This is a genomic window from Roseovarius sp. (assembly GCF_030373445.1).
GTDB lineage: Bacteria > Pseudomonadota > Alphaproteobacteria > Rhodobacterales > Rhodobacteraceae > Roseovarius.
The window spans coordinates 165,012-179,145 of sequence record NZ_JAUCYU010000008.1 but is presented as its reverse complement, the minus strand read 5'-3'; the positions used below and the strand labels follow the sequence as shown (position 1 = coordinate 179,145).

The 14,134-nt window shown below is 68.0% G+C and carries 18 protein-coding genes; 12 read left to right on the top strand and 6 right to left on the bottom strand.

What is annotated here, in order from left to right; translation table 11 throughout:
• Nucleotides 1–6 precede the first annotated feature (6 nt).
• Entirely contained in the window at nucleotides 7–885 is an 879-nt protein-coding gene (locus tag QUV18_RS15600) for a hypothetical protein (protein WP_300894935.1), read from the top strand.
• Nucleotides 886–1,005: 120 nt separating this feature from the next.
• Nucleotides 1,006–1,194, top strand: a complete 189-nt coding sequence (locus QUV18_RS15595) for a hypothetical protein (RefSeq protein WP_300894934.1) — start codon at nucleotides 1,006–1,008, stop codon at nucleotides 1,192–1,194.
• A gap of 1 nt (nucleotide 1,195) precedes the next feature.
• Here the strand turns inward: QUV18_RS15595 and QUV18_RS15590 are convergent, their stop codons facing one another.
• Entirely contained in the window at nucleotides 1,196–2,794 is a 1,599-nt protein-coding gene (locus tag QUV18_RS15590; RefSeq protein WP_300895002.1) for a SulP family inorganic anion transporter, read from the bottom strand.
• A gap of 219 nt (nucleotides 2,795–3,013) precedes the next feature.
• On the opposite strand from QUV18_RS15590, the gene QUV18_RS15585 reads away from it, so the two are divergent.
• The 4 genes from QUV18_RS15585 to QUV18_RS15570 all read left to right on the top strand — a co-directional run bounded on the left by QUV18_RS15585 (nucleotide 3,014) and on the right by QUV18_RS15570 (nucleotide 6,442).
• The gene (locus QUV18_RS15585; protein WP_300894933.1) at nucleotides 3,014–3,895 is read left to right on the top strand and encodes an S-methyl-5'-thioadenosine phosphorylase; all 882 of its coding nucleotides are present in this window, start codon (nucleotides 3,014–3,016) and stop codon (nucleotides 3,893–3,895) included.
• 170 nt (nucleotides 3,896–4,065) lie between these two features.
• The gene (locus QUV18_RS15580; protein ID WP_300894932.1) at nucleotides 4,066–4,692 is read left to right on the top strand and encodes a LysE family translocator; all 627 of its coding nucleotides are present in this window, start codon (nucleotides 4,066–4,068) and stop codon (nucleotides 4,690–4,692) included.
• Nucleotides 4,689–5,966 (top strand): DoxX-like family protein, encoded by a 1,278-nt coding sequence (locus QUV18_RS15575; protein WP_300894931.1) that lies wholly within the window; start codon nucleotides 4,689–4,691, stop codon nucleotides 5,964–5,966. The genes QUV18_RS15580 and QUV18_RS15575 overlap by 4 nt, the downstream gene beginning before the upstream one ends.
• Entirely contained in the window at nucleotides 5,963–6,442 is a 480-nt protein-coding gene (locus QUV18_RS15570) for a DUF2269 domain-containing protein (protein WP_300894930.1), read from the top strand. Before QUV18_RS15575 ends, QUV18_RS15570 begins: the two co-directional genes overlap by 4 nt.
• Nucleotides 6,443–6,451: 9 nt before the next feature.
• Here the strand turns inward: QUV18_RS15570 and QUV18_RS15565 are convergent, their stop codons facing one another.
• Nucleotides 6,452–6,631, bottom strand: coding sequence for a hypothetical protein (locus QUV18_RS15565; protein ID WP_300894929.1), 180 nt, complete (start codon nucleotides 6,629–6,631; stop codon nucleotides 6,452–6,454).
• A gap of 109 nt (nucleotides 6,632–6,740) precedes the next feature.
• Here QUV18_RS15565 and QUV18_RS15560 point away from each other — a divergent pair, with 109 nt between their 5' ends.
• Nucleotides 6,741–6,863 (top strand): hypothetical protein, encoded by a 123-nt coding sequence (locus QUV18_RS15560; protein WP_300894928.1) that lies wholly within the window; start codon nucleotides 6,741–6,743, stop codon nucleotides 6,861–6,863.
• Nucleotides 6,864–6,964: 101 nt separating this feature from the next.
• Nucleotides 6,965–7,504 (top strand): adenine phosphoribosyltransferase, encoded by a 540-nt coding sequence (locus QUV18_RS15555; protein ID WP_300894927.1) that lies wholly within the window; start codon nucleotides 6,965–6,967, stop codon nucleotides 7,502–7,504.
• Nucleotides 7,505–7,720: 216 nt separating this feature from the next.
• Here QUV18_RS15555 and QUV18_RS15550 read toward each other — a convergent pair whose 3' ends face one another.
• Nucleotides 7,721–8,548 carry a TIGR00730 family Rossman fold protein gene (locus QUV18_RS15550; protein WP_300894926.1) on the bottom strand — a complete coding sequence of 276 codons (828 nt, stop codon included), beginning with the start codon at nucleotides 8,546–8,548 and terminating at the stop codon, nucleotides 7,721–7,723.
• An 80-nt stretch (nucleotides 8,549–8,628) separates the two neighbouring features.
• Here QUV18_RS15550 and QUV18_RS15545 point away from each other — a divergent pair, with 80 nt between their 5' ends.
• The 3 genes from QUV18_RS15545 to dapD all read left to right on the top strand — a co-directional run bounded on the left by QUV18_RS15545 (nucleotide 8,629) and on the right by dapD (nucleotide 11,333).
• Nucleotides 8,629–9,555, top strand: coding sequence for a threonine/serine dehydratase (locus QUV18_RS15545; protein WP_300894925.1), 927 nt, complete (start codon nucleotides 8,629–8,631; stop codon nucleotides 9,553–9,555).
• Between the two features lie 126 nt (nucleotides 9,556–9,681).
• On the top strand, nucleotides 9,682–10,332 hold the full coding sequence (locus tag QUV18_RS15540; protein ID WP_300894924.1) for a DUF1236 domain-containing protein: 651 nt from the start codon (nucleotides 9,682–9,684) through the stop codon (nucleotides 10,330–10,332).
• A 173-nt stretch (nucleotides 10,333–10,505) separates the two neighbouring features.
• Nucleotides 10,506–11,333 carry a 2,3,4,5-tetrahydropyridine-2,6-dicarboxylate N-succinyltransferase gene (dapD, locus tag QUV18_RS15535; protein ID WP_300894923.1) on the top strand — a complete coding sequence of 276 codons (828 nt, stop codon included), beginning with the start codon at nucleotides 10,506–10,508 and terminating at the stop codon, nucleotides 11,331–11,333.
• 39 nt (nucleotides 11,334–11,372) lie between these two features.
• Here dapD and QUV18_RS15530 read toward each other — a convergent pair whose 3' ends face one another.
• Both QUV18_RS15530 and QUV18_RS15525 read right to left on the bottom strand, forming a co-directional pair.
• Entirely contained in the window at nucleotides 11,373–12,044 is a 672-nt protein-coding gene (locus tag QUV18_RS15530; RefSeq protein ID WP_300894922.1) for an SDR family NAD(P)-dependent oxidoreductase, read from the bottom strand.
• A gap of 111 nt (nucleotides 12,045–12,155) precedes the next feature.
• Nucleotides 12,156–12,551, bottom strand: coding sequence for a rhodanese-like domain-containing protein (locus QUV18_RS15525; RefSeq protein WP_300894921.1), 396 nt, complete (start codon nucleotides 12,549–12,551; stop codon nucleotides 12,156–12,158).
• Nucleotides 12,552–12,670: 119 nt separating this feature from the next.
• Between QUV18_RS15525 and QUV18_RS15520 the strand changes: the two genes are divergently transcribed.
• Nucleotides 12,671–13,006 carry a hypothetical protein gene (locus QUV18_RS15520; protein WP_300894920.1) on the top strand — a complete coding sequence of 112 codons (336 nt, stop codon included), beginning with the start codon at nucleotides 12,671–12,673 and terminating at the stop codon, nucleotides 13,004–13,006.
• Between the two features lie 4 nt (nucleotides 13,007–13,010).
• Here QUV18_RS15520 and QUV18_RS15515 read toward each other — a convergent pair whose 3' ends face one another.
• Nucleotides 13,011–14,099 (bottom strand): PAS domain-containing protein, encoded by a 1,089-nt coding sequence (locus QUV18_RS15515; RefSeq protein WP_300894919.1) that lies wholly within the window; start codon nucleotides 14,097–14,099, stop codon nucleotides 13,011–13,013.
• Nucleotides 14,100–14,134: the final 35 nt, after the last annotated feature.

Here is a 14,134-nt window from a genome sequence, read left to right as displayed (position 1 = left end):
AGGGACATGACGGAGACCGAGCGACACCTGGCGGCGCTGTTGCGCGTGGAGCTCACGGCGGTGCATCAGCAGTTCCTGCACATGCTGGTTCTGAGGGCGTTGCGGGACGAGGGGCACCTGGCGCGGGTGACCGCCATCGACGAGGTGGATTTCGCCAACGCGATGGACATTGCCGCGCTGCTGGTCGAGCGGGGCGTTCCCGTGCGGCTTCCGGCGCATCTGGTCCGGCCGGGGCGGGACATGCCGTCGGTGCTGCGGGCGGAATGGGAGATGGAGGAGGCCATGGCGGCGGTGCTGGGGGCCGCGCGGGCAGAGGATGACGCGGCGCGGGACTGCATTGCGCGGGCCGCGGCGCCGAGAGCGGATTACCGGGCATGGCTGGAGGCGCGGCTTGCGGAGGCTGGCGCGCCGGGCCCGGATGTCGAGACGGCGCCGGAGCTGGAAGGGGTGCTGGCGCTGCTGACCGCGCTGGTGGAACAGGCCATGTTGCATGCCTTCCTGTCGCGCGCGGAGGCCGACGGGGCCGGGGCCGACAACGCCTGGCGGCTGAGCGGGGCGGCGATGCTGTATGCCACGGCGATCGTGCGGGCCGGGCTGACGGACGGGCAGGGCGTCGTGCCCGGGGAGGTTCCGGGGGTGGGCATGGCAGAGACACCAGAGGCGGCGTTCGACGCGGACATGGCCCTGACCCGCCGGTGCGCCGCGGCGGCGCGGCGGGCGGCCGAGGCGCAGGCGGAACCGGAGATGGGCCGGCTTTGCGGGCGGATTGCCGAGGCCTGTGACCGGATCGCCGGGATGGAGCGGAACGGCGCTTTTCCCGAGGGGTTCGGGCGGGCGCCGATGTTCGACGATTTCGAGGCGACCTGTGCGAGGTTCCTGAGCTGACGTCACGGCTGACGCCGCCGCGAAGATACCCGCGCCTTGCCCCAATTCGGCACGATTGTTGCCACAAGGCGAAATTATCCCGGTTCCAGGAACATTACTGTCCGAGGGAAGGAAACAGATATGGAACCGATGAACCCGAACAAGATCCGCGACCTTGTGATGCGCGAGCGCGCGCTGGCCGTGTCGGACCGCGAATGGCAGCATCGCCTGCGCGGCTATGGTTATGGCATCCGCGACACCGACGAGGGGCGCGTTGTCACCTCGTTGGTGCAGGGCAGCGACCTTTGCGCGCTGGGCGCGCCGGCCTGAGCTAGCCCTCGGCCCCGCCAAGCACGCCGGTGCGCACGCCGTAATCGACGGCAAGCTGGTAATCCGGGTCGTCGTCGCTGTCGACGACGAGGTGGCCGGCCTTCTTCAGAAGGCGGTGGCAATCCGGGCTGAGATGGCGGAGCTTGATGCGCTTGCCCGCGGCCTCGTATTTCGCCGCGATGGCTTCGATGGCCTGCAGGGCCGATTGATCGACGACGCGGCTGCGCGCGAAATCGGCGATGACCGCGTCGGGGTCATTCTCGATGTCGAAGAGCTCGGCGAAGCCCGCGGCCGAGCCGAAGAACAGCGGCCCCTGGATTTCATAGACCTTGGCGCCGGTTTCGGTGACCGAGTCGCGGGTATGGGCGTGAATGCGGGTGGCGTTGTTCCACGCGTAGGCCAGCGCCGAGACGATGACACCCACGACCACCGCGATGGCGAGGTCGTATTGCACCGTGACGATGGTGACGAGCACGATGACCAGCGCATCGGTCAGGGGAACCTTGCGCAGGATCGTCAGCGAGTTCCACGCGAAGGTGCCGATCACCACCATGAACATCACGCCGACGAGCGCCGCGAGCGGAATCTGTTCGATCAGCGGTGCGGCGAAAAGGATGAAGACCAGCAGGAAGAGCGCCGCCGCGGTGGCGGCGATGCGGGTGCGGCCGCCGGATTTCACGTTGATCATCGACTGGCCGATCATGGCGCAGCCGCCCATGCCGCCGAAGAAGCCGGTGACGGTGTTGGCGATCCCCTGGGCCACGCATTCCTGGCTGGCGCCGCCGCGCTTGCCGGTCATCTCGCCAACGAGGTTGAGGGTGAGCAGGCTTTCGATGAGGCCGATGGCGGCGAGGATCACCGCGTAGGGCAGGATGATTTCCAGCGTCTCGAGGGTGAGCGGCACCATCGGGATATGCAGCGAGGGCAGCCCGCCCTGGATCGAGGCAAGATCGCCCACGCGGGGAACGTCGAGGCCGAGGGCGATGACGAGCCCCGCGACGATGGCGATGCCGGCGAGCGGCGCGGGGATCAGCCTCGTGATGCGGGGCATGACCCAGATCAGCGCCATGGTCAGTGCGACGAGGCCGAGCATGGTGTAGAGCGGCATGCCCGACAGCCATTGGCCGCCCGACATGCCGTGATCGGTTTGCACCATGGTGCCGGGCACCTTGAACTGGCCAAGCTGGGCGAGGAAGATCACGATGGCGAGCCCGTTGACGAAGCCCAGCATCACCGGGTGCGGCACGAGGCGGATGAACTTGCCCCAGCGCAGCACGCCGGCAGTGATTTGCAGGAGACCCATCAGGACAACCGTGGCGAAGAGGTATTCGACACTGTGCTGGGCCACGAGCGAGACCATGACCACGGCCAGCGCGCCGGTGGCGCCCGAGATCATGCCGGGGCGGCCGCCGATCAGCGCCGTGATGAGCCCGACGAGGAAGGCCGCGTAGAGGCCCACGAGCGGGTGCACGCCCGCGACGAAGGCGAAGGCCACCGCCTCGGGAACCAGCGCCAGCGCAACGGTGAGCCCCGACAGGAGCTCGATCCGGAGGCGGGCGGGGGTGAGCGGTTCCCGCGGATCGGGGCGCAGGTGGGGGATGGCAAGACGGCTGGCTACGGCGGCCTTGAGGTCGCGTGTCACGGGGCGGTTCTCTCTGAGATTTTTGTCGCGTTCCGCGCGTGATACTGCAGCGCAGCATTTTTCGCCACCCCCTTCGCGGGAAAGGTGCCTTGTGGTGGCTGCATGGATACACCGGGGCGGCTTTCCATTCGGGGCGGCGCGGGGCAAAGTGCTGGAAACGCAGGCAGGGAGAACGTGATGACGGAGACGATGATCGGGGTGATCGGCGGATCGGGGCTGTACCAGATCGACGGGCTGGACGGTGCCGAGTGGGTGAGCGTCGAGAGCCCGTGGGGCGCGCCGTCGGACCAGGTTCTTTGTGGCACGCTGGGCGGCGTGAAGATGGCGTTCCTGCCGCGGCACGGACGGGGGCATGTGCATTCGCCCAGCACGGTGCCGTATCGGGCCAATATCGACGCGCTGAAAAGGCTGGGGGTGACGGATGTGATTTCCGTTTCCGCCTGCGGGTCGTTCCGCGAGGAGATGGCGCCGGGGGATTTCGTGATCGTCGACCAGTTCATCGACCGGACGATCGCGCGGGACAAGAGTTTCTTCGGGACGGGCTGCGTCGGGCATGTGAGCCTGGCGCATCCGACCTGTCCGCGGCTGGGCGAGGCGTGCGAGAGTGCCGCAAGGGCCGCGGGGATCACGGTGCATCGGGGCGGGACGTACCTGGCGATGGAGGGGCCGCAGTTCTCGACGCTGGCGGAATCGAAGATGTACCGCGAGGTGTGGGGGTGTGACGTGATCGGGATGACCAACATGCCGGAAGCCAAGTTGGCGCGGGAGGCGGAGCTTTGTTATGCCTCGGTGGCGATGGTGACGGATTACGACAGCTGGCACCCGCATCACGGCGAGGTGGATATCACCGCGATCATCGCGACGTTGCAGGGCAATGCCGACAAGGGGCGGGCGATGGTGAAGGGGCTGCCCGCGTTGCTGGGGGCGGAACGGGAGGCGTGCCCGCACGGGTGTGACCGGGCGCTGGAGTTCGCGATATTGACGGCGCCGGAGGCAAGGGATCCGGAGCTGGTGGCGATGCTGGATGCGGTTGCGGGGCGGGTGTTGTCTTCACAGTGAGGACGGCTGTGTTTCGGACCTGGTCCGGGGTCTCTGGCTGGGCGAGGTCCCGGCTCGGGGGCCGGGACGGGTGAGTGCCGGGCGTTGACGTGGGGGCGGGTTCGGGGTTGGGTATCTCGGGAGAGGTGCCGGGCTGAAGCCCGGCCTACGGATTGAGAGGGGAGATTTCCATGCCATTCGATCTCTGGCTGGCCTTTGCGGCCGCGTCGACCGCCCTGCTGCTGATCCCGGGGCCGACCGTGCTTCTGGTGCTGAGCTATGCGCTGAGCCAGGGCAAGCGGGTGGCCGTGGCGAGCGCGACCGGCGTGGCGCTGGGGGATTTCGTTGCGATGACCGCCTCGCTGATGGGGCTGGGGGCACTGGTGCTGGCGTCGGCGACGCTGTTCACCGTGCTGAAATGGGCAGGGGCGGTGTACCTCGTGTGGCTGGGGATCAAGCTGTTGCGGAGTGCGCCGGCGGGCGGGCTCGAGGAGGTGGGCGGTGCGCAGGTGAACGGGCGCGGGGTGTTCTGGCACGCGGCGGCGGTGACGGCGCTGAACCCCAAGTCGATTGCGTTCTTCATCGCCTTTGTCCCTCAGTTCGTGACGGTGGGTGAGCCGCTGGCGCCGCAATTCGCCATCCTGATCGCCACCTTCGTGGGGTTGGCGGCGGTGAATGCGCTGGCCTATGCGCTTCTGGCCGACAGGTTGCGGCAGACGATCCGCAAGCCGGGGGTTATCACCTGGCTGACGCGCGGGGGCGGCGTGGCGCTCATTGGCATGGGGGTGATGACCGCGACCCTGCGCCGGAGCGCATGAGCGGCCATACGGGAAAGGTTTTGATCCTCGGGGCCGATGGGTTCATCGGGCGGCATCTGGCCTTCGGGTTGCGGGCGGCGGGGTGGCATGTGATGGCATCTGCGCGGCGGTGCGGGCGGCTGGCGCGGATGGGGTTCGAGACGGTGGAGGCTGACCTGGCGGCGCCGGAGGCGGCGAGTGTGGATTTCTGGCAGGGGCGGCTTGCAGGGGTGAGCCACGTGGTGAACGCGGCGGGCGTGCTGAGCGCGTCGGAGGGCGTGTCGGAGGCGGTGCATGTGCGGGCGCCGGCGGCGGTTTACGAGGCGCTGGGCGGTGTCCGGGGCGTGCTGATCTCCGCCGTGGGCATCGATGACAGCGAGACGGGGTTTGCGCGGCACAGGCGCGAGGGTGAGGCGGTGGCGCTGGCGCACGGGATCGTGCCGCTGCGGGCCGGGCTGGTGCTGGGGGAGACGTCTTATGGTGGCTCGTCGCTGGCAAGGGCGTTGGCGGCGCTGCCCTTCGTGACGCCGGTGGTGGGGAAGGGCGACCAGCCGTTCAACCCGGTGCATGCGGCGGACCTGACGCGGGCAGTGGCGCATTTCCTGGCGCATCCGGTGGAGGGCGTGCAGGAGATCGGCGGGCCGGAGGTGGTGACGCAGGCGGAGATGTTGCAAGGGCTGCGCGGCTGGCTGGGGCTTTCGGCGGTGCCGGTGTTGCGGTTGCCGGTCTGGCTGTGCCGGGGGATGGGGCGGATGGGCGACGCGATGCGGCTGGGGCCGATCTCGCTGACGGCGGTGCGGCAGTTGGAGGCGGGGGTGCTGGCCGAGCCGAGCGCGGCGGTCAGGCGCATGCCTGAGGGGCCGCGGGGGTTTTCGGAGTTCTTGGGTGCAAGGCCCGCGGGGACGCAGGACCTGTGGCATGCGCGGCTGTACCTGATGCGGCCGGTGCTGCGGGTGGTGCTGGCGGTGTTGTGGCTGGCCTCGGGGGTGATCGGGCTGTTCCTACCAGCGGCGGAGTTCCTGCCGCTGATCGCGGGGAGCGGCGTGCCGGACTGGCTGGCCATCGGGTTCGCGCGGCTGGGGGGCGTGGTTGACCTGGCGATTGCCGGGGCGTTGCTGCGGGGGTGGCGGCCGAGACTGATGGCCGGCGTGCAGGCGGCGATGGTGCTGGGATACACGGTGGCGTTCAGCCTGCTGGCGCCGGTGTTGTGGCTGTTGCCGCTGGGCGGGCTCTTGAAGAACCTGCCGGTGCTGGCGCTGATCGCGGTGGTCTACGTGCTGGAGGATGAGCGGTGAGCGTCGATCCGTACCTGCTGGCGAAATGGCTGCATATCCTGAGCTCGACGGTGCTGTTCGGCACGGGGATCGGGACGGCGTTCCAGATGGTGTGGGCGATGCGGACGGGGCGGCTGGAGACGATCCACTCGGTCGCGTCGGGGGTGGTGGTGGCGGACTGGCTGTTCACCCTGCCCGCCGGGATCGTGCAGCCCTTGACGGGTCTGTGGCTGGTGCACCTGGCGGGGTATGGCGCGGGGGAGCCGTGGCTGGTGGTGACCTACGCCCTCTACCTCGTGGCGCTGGCGGCGTGGGTGCCGGTGGTGCGGTTGCAGATTGGCATCCGCGACATGGCGGCGGAGGCGCTGGTTGCCGGGGAGGGCTTGCCGGAGGCGGCGCGGCGGGCGTTCCGGGTGTGGTTCGTGCTGGGCTGGCCGGCGTTCATCGCGCTGGTGGGCGTCTTCTGGTTGATGGTGGCCAAGCCCGCGCTTTGGTGAGCGCGCGGGTCAGCCGTTCTTGTCCACGAAGCTGCGGATGAAGGCGCGGATTTCGCGGGCGGCGCTGGTGTCCATCTCCTTGCAGAGCTTGATGAATTCATCCCGCTCCTGCTTGTCGAGGCGAAGGATCAACTGGCTGTCTTTCTTGCCCGATTTCTTCTTGTCCTTCTTGTCGTCTTTCTTGTTCACGCTGTTTTCGCCTCTGACATGCTTGACATTCTGCCAATACAATGTATATACATTGCATATGCAGTCGAGGCCAACATAACGGCCAAACGGCGGGAAAGGAACTGAAAAAATGACACTCGATACCGCAAAGTACTATCTCGTGCGCGAACGGATGGACTGGAAACGCCCGCACCTGCGCTGGGTGCCGAACGCGCTTTACACGCTGATCGTCAGGACGCGGAACGTGCACTGACGCCGCGCGCCCGGCGGGGCGCGCCCGACCCGGCCCCTTGCGAACGGGGCCGGGATCGGCGAAACCGGACCACGGAACCGACATCATCCCGGGGGCCGGACATGCCGAAATCCACCAATGTGAAAGACTATATCCGCACGATCGCCGATTTCCCGCACGAGGGGATCATGTTCCGCGACGTGACGACGCTGTTCGCCGATCCGCGCGGGTTCCGCATGGCGGTGGACCAGATGCTGCACCCCTATGCCGGGCTGCGGATCGACAAGGTGGTGGGGCTCGAGGCGCGGGGGTTCATCCTTGGCGGCGCGATGGCGCACCAGCTTTCGGTGGGGTTCGTGCCGATCCGGAAGAAGGGGAAACTTCCGGGGAAGGTGATATCGGAGGATTACCAGCTCGAGTATGGCGAGGCGGTCGTCGAGGTGCATGACGACGCGATCGCTGCGGGCGAGACGGTGCTGCTGGTCGATGACCTGCTGGCGACGGGCGGCACGGCGGAGGCCGGGATCCGGCTGATCGAGCGGCTTGGGGGCGAGATCATGGGCTGTGCGTTCATCATCGACCTGCCGGAGCTGGGCGGCCGGGCAAGGCTTGAGAAGCTGGGGATGGATGTGCACGCGCTTTGTGCGTTCGAGGGCGCTTGAGCGGGGGCGTTTGCGGTTCGATGGCCCGGCCCGTGGGCGGCGCGAGGTCCCGGGTCAGGCCCGGGACGGGTTTCCCGCTGGCGTAAACGGTGAATTAACCTTGACGCTCTAGTTACGGGGGCAGCCGACCCTGGTCGGCCTTGCTTGCGGGCCTTTCCGTAGGATCGTGCCGGCGCCCCGTTCCCTCCCTCCTGGAACGGGGCGCCAATACGCCGGTCAGGGGTGGGGGATCTCGCCGCTCCAGTTGTCGATGATTTCCATGGCCTGCTGGGCCGTTTCGACGAACTGGAAGAGGTCGAGGTCTTCGGCCGAGATGGTGCCGGCCTCCGACAGCGCTTCCCAGTTGATGATGGTGCGCCAGAACTCCTCGCCGAAGAGCAGGAAGGGGACGCGGTTCATCCGGTCGGTCTGGATCAGGGTCAGGGCCTCGAACATCTCGTCGAGCGTGCCGAAGCCGCCGGGGAAGCAGCAGATGGCGCGGGCGCGCATCAGGAAGTGCATCTTGCGGATGGCGAAGTAGTGGAAGTTGAAGCAGAGGCCCGGCGTCACGTATTCGTTCGGCGCCTGTTCGTGCGGCAGGACGATGTTGAGCCCGATCGAGGAGCCGCCCGCATCGGCCGCGCCGCGGTTGCCGGCCTCCATCACGCCGGGGCCGCCGCCGGTGGCGATGACGAATTCCTTGCCGTAGGTCCCCATCGATTTCATCGTCATCAGCCGGGCGAATTCGCGCGCCTCGTCGTAGAAGCGCGAGAGGCCCGCCAGCGTTTCGGTGCGGGCGGTGTCCTTCTTCGCGGGCTCGGGGATGCGGGCGCCGCCGAAGAGGACGACGGTGCTTTCGATGCCGCGCTCGTTGAGGATCATCTCGGGCTTGAGCAGCTCGAGCTGGAGGCGCACCGGGCGCAGTTCGTCGCGGCAGAGGAAATCGTCATCGGCGAAGGCCAGGCGGTAGGCGGGGGCCCGGGTCTGGGGCGTGTCGGGCACCTGTTCGGCGGTGTTTCGGTCGGCATGGGCGTCGCGGAACTGGCTGTAGCGTTCGTCTTGCATGAAGCGTGTCTTCCCTGCTTGGGTCTGGCCTACTAGGGGTATAGGGTTCGCCCGGATTTGACCAGCGGGAGGGACGGGCGATGGACTGGAAAGCCGGGATAGAGGCAGCGTGGCACCGGGTGGGCGGCCACGTGCGGCGGACGCCGGTGGTGGAGGCCCGTGGCTTCGGACTGGACGACCCGGTCGAGATGAAGCTGGAGCAGGTTCAGCATACCGGGAGTTTCAAGGCGCGGGGGGCGTTCAACACGCTTTTGTCGATGGAGGTGCCGGAGGCCGGGCTGGTGGCGGCGTCGGGCGGCAACCATGGCGCGGCGGTGGCCTATGCCGGGGCGCAACTGGGGCACAGGGCGCGGATTTACGTGCCGGAGATGGCGGGGCCCGCGAAGATCGGGCTGATCGAGCGGTTGGGGGCCGATTTGCAGGTGGTGCCGGGGGCCTATGCCAACGCGCTGGAGGCGGCGCGGGCCTACGAGGCCGAGACCGGGGCGATGCAGATCCATGCCTATGACGCGGAGGCGACGGTGGCCGGGCAGGGCACCTGCTTGGCCGAGTGGGAAGACCAGGGGCTGGCGGCCGACACGGTGCTGATCGCCGTGGGTGGCGGCGGGCTGATCGGCGGCGCGCTGGCGTGGCTGGCCGGGCGGCGCAAGGTGGTGGCGGTGGAGCCCGCGACCTCCTGCGCACTGCACGCGGCGCTGGCAGCCGGCGGGCCGGTGGACGTCGAGGTGTCGGGCGTGGCCGCCAACGCGCTGGGGGCCAGGCGGATCGGCGAGATCTGTTACGGGCTGGCCAGGGCACAGGGGGTCGAGAGCGTGCTGGTCAGCGACGAGGCCATCACGGAGGCACAGGTCGCGCTGTGGCGGGAGATGCGGCAGCTCGTGGAGCCGGCCGGCGCCACGGCGCTGGCGGCGCTGATGTCGGGGGCCTACGCGCCAGAGCCCGGTGAGCGGGTGGCGGTGCTGGTTTGCGGCGGCAACATCGCGCCGGACCCGCTATCGGCGGATTGATGCCCGCTTACCCTAGGTCAGGCGCCTGCTGCCGGAACGCAGACAGGGAGGTTGCGTTGTGTCCTCGACGTGCTGGCGAGCCAGGGGTTTGCGCGGCGCGGTCTAACAGCAAAGAGGAATCTAGCCATGAAGACGCAACTTCTCACCATGACCCTGATCGGAACCCTGGGCGCCGGCGCCGCATATGCGGACACCAGCGCCACCGCCGTGACCGACCTGAACCTGCGCGCCGGCCCCGGACCGCAGCAGGCCATCGTCGGCGTGATCCCTGCCGAGGCGGCCGTGAACGTGCAAGGCTGCCTTGCCGAGAACTCGTGGTGCCAGGTCAGCTTCGACGGCGTCGAGGGCTGGGCCTATGGCGATTACCTGTCGGCCTCGCTCGAGGGCGAGCAGCTGATGATCGCGCCGAACCGTGACCAGATCGAAGTGAGCACGGTGACCTACGAAGATGACAATGCCGACGATGTCGCCGCCGGTGGCGTTATCGGCGGTGTGATCGGCGGCATTGCCGGCGGTCCTGCTGGTGCCGCGGCCGGTGCCGCTGCCGGCGGTGCGCTGGCCGGGTCGACCGATCCGGGCGAGGAAACCGTGGTCTACGTGCGCGACAACCCGGTCGATCCGGTCTATCTCGAAGGTGAAGTCGTCACCGGCGTGGAACTGCCCGAGACCGTGACGCTGAGCACCGTGCCGACTTCGGACTACCGTTATGCCTACGTGAACGGCGTGCCGGTTGTCGTCGACCCGGCCGAGCGCCGCGTGGTCTACATCGTGCGGTAACGTCGCGGACGCGCGGACTGTGAACCGGCGGGTGCCAGGCGGCGCCCGCCGGTTTTTTCGTGCGGACAGGTGAGACGTGCCGCGAACGGCCGGTGCGGCGTCGCATTGCGATCTGCCCCGCCGGCCCGTATAGGGCATGGCAGCAAGAACCAGACCTGTCACGGAGACGCCCGATGTCGAACGCCCAACTTGAACAAGCCATCGAAGCCGCGTGGGATGCACGCGACAGCATCACGCCCTCGACCGGCGGCGAGACGCGCGAGGCGATCGAGGACACGCTCGAGGCGCTGGACAGCGGCAAGCTGCGCGTGGCCGAACGGCAGGAAGATGGCGAGTGGCACGTCAACCAGTGGGCCAAGAAGGCCGTGCTGCTGGGCTTCCGCATCAAGGACATGGAGCAGCATGACAACGGCCCGCAAGGCGGCGGCTGGTGGGACAAGGTCGACAGCAAGTTCAAGGGCTGGGGCGATAACCAGTGGAAGGCGGCCGGGTTCCGGGCCGTGCCGAACTGCATCGTGCGCAAGTCGGCCTATATCGCGCCGGGCGTGGTGCTGATGCCGTCCTTCGTGAACCTCGGCGCCTACGTGGACGAGGGGACGATGGTGGATACCTGGGCGACCGTGGGCTCCTGTGCGCAGATCGGCAAGGGCGTGCACCTGTCGGGGGGCGTGGGGATCGGCGGCGTGCTGGAGCCGATGCAGGCCGGCCCGACGATCATCGAGGACAACTGCTTTATCGGGGCACGGTCGGAGGTCGTGGAGGGCTGTATCGTGCGCGAGGGTTCGGTGCTCGGCATGGGCGTCTATATCGGCAAGTCCACCAAGATCGTCGACCGGGAGACCGGCGAGGTCTTCATGGGCGAGGTGCCGCCCTACTCGGTGGTGGTGTCGGGCTCGATGCCGACGAAGAACAACCTCAACCTCTATTGCGCGGTGATCGTGAAGCGGGTGGACGAGCAGACGCGCTCGAAGACCGGGATCAACGAGCTGCTGCGGGATTGAGATTGATGCGCGCCCCGTTGCGGGGCGCGCCTGCCCGCGTCAGGCAGTGGGCATGACATGGACCTCGCGCACTTCGGCGCGGGGGTCTTGCGACAGGGCGAAGATGACGGCCCCGGCGATATCCTCGGGCTTGAGCTTGTCGGGCTTGGCCTCGTCGAAGAAGGGCGTGTCGACCATGCCGGGCGAGATCAGGGTGCAGCGGCCGCCCCAGTCTCGCATTTCCTCGGACATGTTGCCGGCATAGCCGTGCACGAACCACTTGCTGGCCGAGTAGATCGAGCCCTTGATGTGATTGCGGCCGGCGGCGGAGCCGGTGAGGAGGAGGTGGCCGCGCGTCTTGCGCAGTTCCGGCAGGGCGGCGCGGGCGGTGTAGAGCACGCCCATCACGTTGAGATCGACCAGTTTGCGCCATTCCTCGGGGTCGCCGCCCTCGGTGCCCGGTTTGTCGAGCCCGGTGCCGGCATTGGCGAAGGCCGCGTCGAGGGCGCCGAAGCGGTCGACGGTGCGGCGCACGGCGTCTTGCTGTGCCGCGAGGTCGGTGGCGTCGCCGGAGAGGGGGAGCGCGGCGTCGCCGAGTTCAGCGGTGAGGGTGTCCAGCTTGTCGGCGGAGCGGGCCATCAGGCCCACGTTCCAGCCTGCCGCGACGGCGGCGCGGGCGGTGGCGGCGCCGATGCCGGTGGAGGCGCCGGTGATGAAGAGGGTCTTGGGCATGGGGGGCTCCCGTGTGGTCTGTATTGGGTCGGGAGGTGTGGTTTCTTGCCGTGATGGCAAGGGGGGCGAGATCTTTAAAAGATCTTGTCCGTTTTCTTTTAAAGAAAACGGTTACTTGGGTTTGACCGGCTTCTCGCCGACCGGGCCGCCGGCCTTCTTCCAGCCGGAGAAGCCGTCGTCGATATGGCTGACGTTCTCCAGCCCCATCTCCTGGGCGGTGCGGGCGGAGAGGGCGGAGCGCCAGCCCGACGCGCAGTAGAAGACGAAGCGGTTGCCGGTCTGGAACTGGTCCTTGGCGTAGGGCGAGTCGGGGTCGATCCAGAATTCGAGCATGCCGCGCGGGCAGTGGAAGGCGCCGGGGATCATGCCCTCGCGCTCCAACTCGCGCGGGTCGCGGAGGTCGACGAAGGTGACCCCCTCGGCGTCGTGCCGGTCGAGGTAATCGGTGGCGGGGGCGTGGTCGACCATGGCGTTTGCCTCGGCGACCATGTCCTTGATGCGTTTCATTCGGTTGCCTCCTGTGCCGTTCCGCAGAGGGTATGGTCTCTGGTCGGGATTGCAAGCGGCGGGATTGACTTGGCGTGTCGTGTGGCGCAGGGCAGGGCCGAACGGGAAAGGATCAGCGCATGTCCGGAAACAGCAAGAAGCCGCCGCGCCAGCAACAGGTGTTCACCCTACTGGTCGAGATCGGCCGGAAGGCTGGGGACGGGCTGCCGGACAAGGCCACCGGCGCGGCGCTGGTGGTTTACGCCAGCGGCGTGGACGAGGCCGAGGCCGTGCGCGAGACGGTGGCGATCCTGAAGCAGGCGGATACCGCGCCGCTGGACGTGTCGGGGTATGGCACGCTGGAGGAGCGGAAGGCCGAGGGGCACGAGATCAGCGACGAGGAGCGCGCGCTGATGCAGCGGGCACTGGACGAGAACGCGGTGATCGTGGCGCAGATGACGCCGTTCTACGACTAGGTTTTCAGAGGTCGACGATGACCCTCGTGCCCGGCCCCGATCCGTCGACCTTGAGCGTGGCGCCGAGGGAGTCGGTGAGCGCGGTGACGATGCTGCCGCCGACGCCCGGCACGCGGTCGTGGCCCGTGGTGTCGAGCCGGCCGCCGCTGTGTTCGGCGCGGTCACGCTGTTCCCTGATGCTGGCGGCGCCGAAAGGCCAGTTGTAGCCGTCGGGCATACCGTTGCCGTCATCCTGGACGGTGAGGCGGACGGTGCCGTCGTCGAGCCGCGTGAAGCGGACATCGACGGCGCCGGACTCGCGGCCCTCGAAGGCGTGTTCGAAGGCGTTGGTCACGAATTCCGACAGCAAGAGGCCAAGCCGGGCGGCGTGATCGACCGGAAGCGAGATGTCGTCGCACTCGACGTTGAGGCGGATCGCGCTGCGAGGCTCGAGACTGGCCACGACCGAGGCGATGCGGCTGAGATAGGCCCCGGCGGCGAGGTTCCTGTCGGGGTCGCCGGTATCGTTGGTATTGAGTAGCTCGTCGTAGAGGACCGAAAGCGCCTCGATCCGCCGGCTGATGGACTTGAGCGACTCGGCGGTGACCTCGCGCCGGGCCTGGATGCGGATCATGCTGACGATCATGGACAGGTGGTTCTTCACCCGGTGCTGCAATTCGCGGAGCAGCTGGAGCGACGTGTCCTCGGTGGCCTGCTGATCGTCCGTGTCGGGCACGGGCACGCTGCGCTGAAGGCCGAAATACCCGTTGAGCTGGCCCTGGGGGTCGTGGATGGGGGCGAGGAGAAGCTGGTTGCGGAAGGTGGTGCCGTCGGCGCGGTGATTGGTGAGGGTGATCTCGAATTCTTCCTCCGCGCGCAGCCCCTCGCGGATGCGGTCGATGGCCTCGGGCTCGGTTTCGGGGCCCTGCAGGAAGCGGCAGTTCCGGCCGACCGCGTAGTCGCGGCTGTAGAGGGTGAGCGCCTCGAACGCCTTGTTGACATAGGTGATCGGATTGTCGGGCAGGCGGGGATCGGTCAGCACCATCGCCAGCGGAGAACGGCGAATTGCGGTCGTAATCAATTGATCGTCGTCGCCGAGCCTTTCCTGATCCATCCGCAAAATCCCCTGAGATCGGCCGGACGGGTGGA

Bases quoted from the DNA above. Each gene is read 5' to 3' on its own strand.
- QUV18_RS15600 (WP_300894935.1), top strand. From the start codon at position 7: ATGACGGAGACCGAGCGACACCTGGCGGCGCTGTTGCGCGTGGAGCTC.
- QUV18_RS15595 (WP_300894934.1), top strand. From the start codon at position 1,006: ATGGAACCGATGAACCCGAACAAGATCCGCGACCTTGTGATGCGCGAG.
- QUV18_RS15585 (WP_300894933.1), top strand. From the start codon at position 3,014: ATGACGGAGACGATGATCGGGGTGATCGGCGGATCGGGGCTGTACCAG.
- QUV18_RS15580 (WP_300894932.1), top strand. From the start codon at position 4,066: ATGCCATTCGATCTCTGGCTGGCCTTTGCGGCCGCGTCGACCGCCCTG.
- QUV18_RS15575 (WP_300894931.1), top strand. From the start codon at position 4,689: ATGAGCGGCCATACGGGAAAGGTTTTGATCCTCGGGGCCGATGGGTTC.
- QUV18_RS15560 (WP_300894928.1), top strand. From the start codon at position 6,741: ATGACACTCGATACCGCAAAGTACTATCTCGTGCGCGAACGGATGGAC.
- QUV18_RS15555 (WP_300894927.1), top strand. From the start codon at position 6,965: ATGCCGAAATCCACCAATGTGAAAGACTATATCCGCACGATCGCCGAT.
- QUV18_RS15550 (WP_300894926.1), bottom strand. From the start codon at position 8,548: ATGCAAGACGAACGCTACAGCCAGTTCCGCGACGCCCATGCCGACCGA.
- QUV18_RS15545 (WP_300894925.1), top strand. From the start codon at position 8,629: ATGGACTGGAAAGCCGGGATAGAGGCAGCGTGGCACCGGGTGGGCGGC.
- QUV18_RS15540 (WP_300894924.1), top strand. From the start codon at position 9,682: ATGAAGACGCAACTTCTCACCATGACCCTGATCGGAACCCTGGGCGCC.
- dapD (WP_300894923.1), top strand. From the start codon at position 10,506: ATGTCGAACGCCCAACTTGAACAAGCCATCGAAGCCGCGTGGGATGCA.
- QUV18_RS15530 (WP_300894922.1), bottom strand. From the start codon at position 12,044: ATGCCCAAGACCCTCTTCATCACCGGCGCCTCCACCGGCATCGGCGCC.
- QUV18_RS15525 (WP_300894921.1), bottom strand. From the start codon at position 12,551: ATGAAACGCATCAAGGACATGGTCGCCGAGGCAAACGCCATGGTCGAC.
- QUV18_RS15520 (WP_300894920.1), top strand. From the start codon at position 12,671: ATGTCCGGAAACAGCAAGAAGCCGCCGCGCCAGCAACAGGTGTTCACC.
- QUV18_RS15515 (WP_300894919.1), bottom strand. From the start codon at position 14,099: ATGGATCAGGAAAGGCTCGGCGACGACGATCAATTGATTACGACCGCA.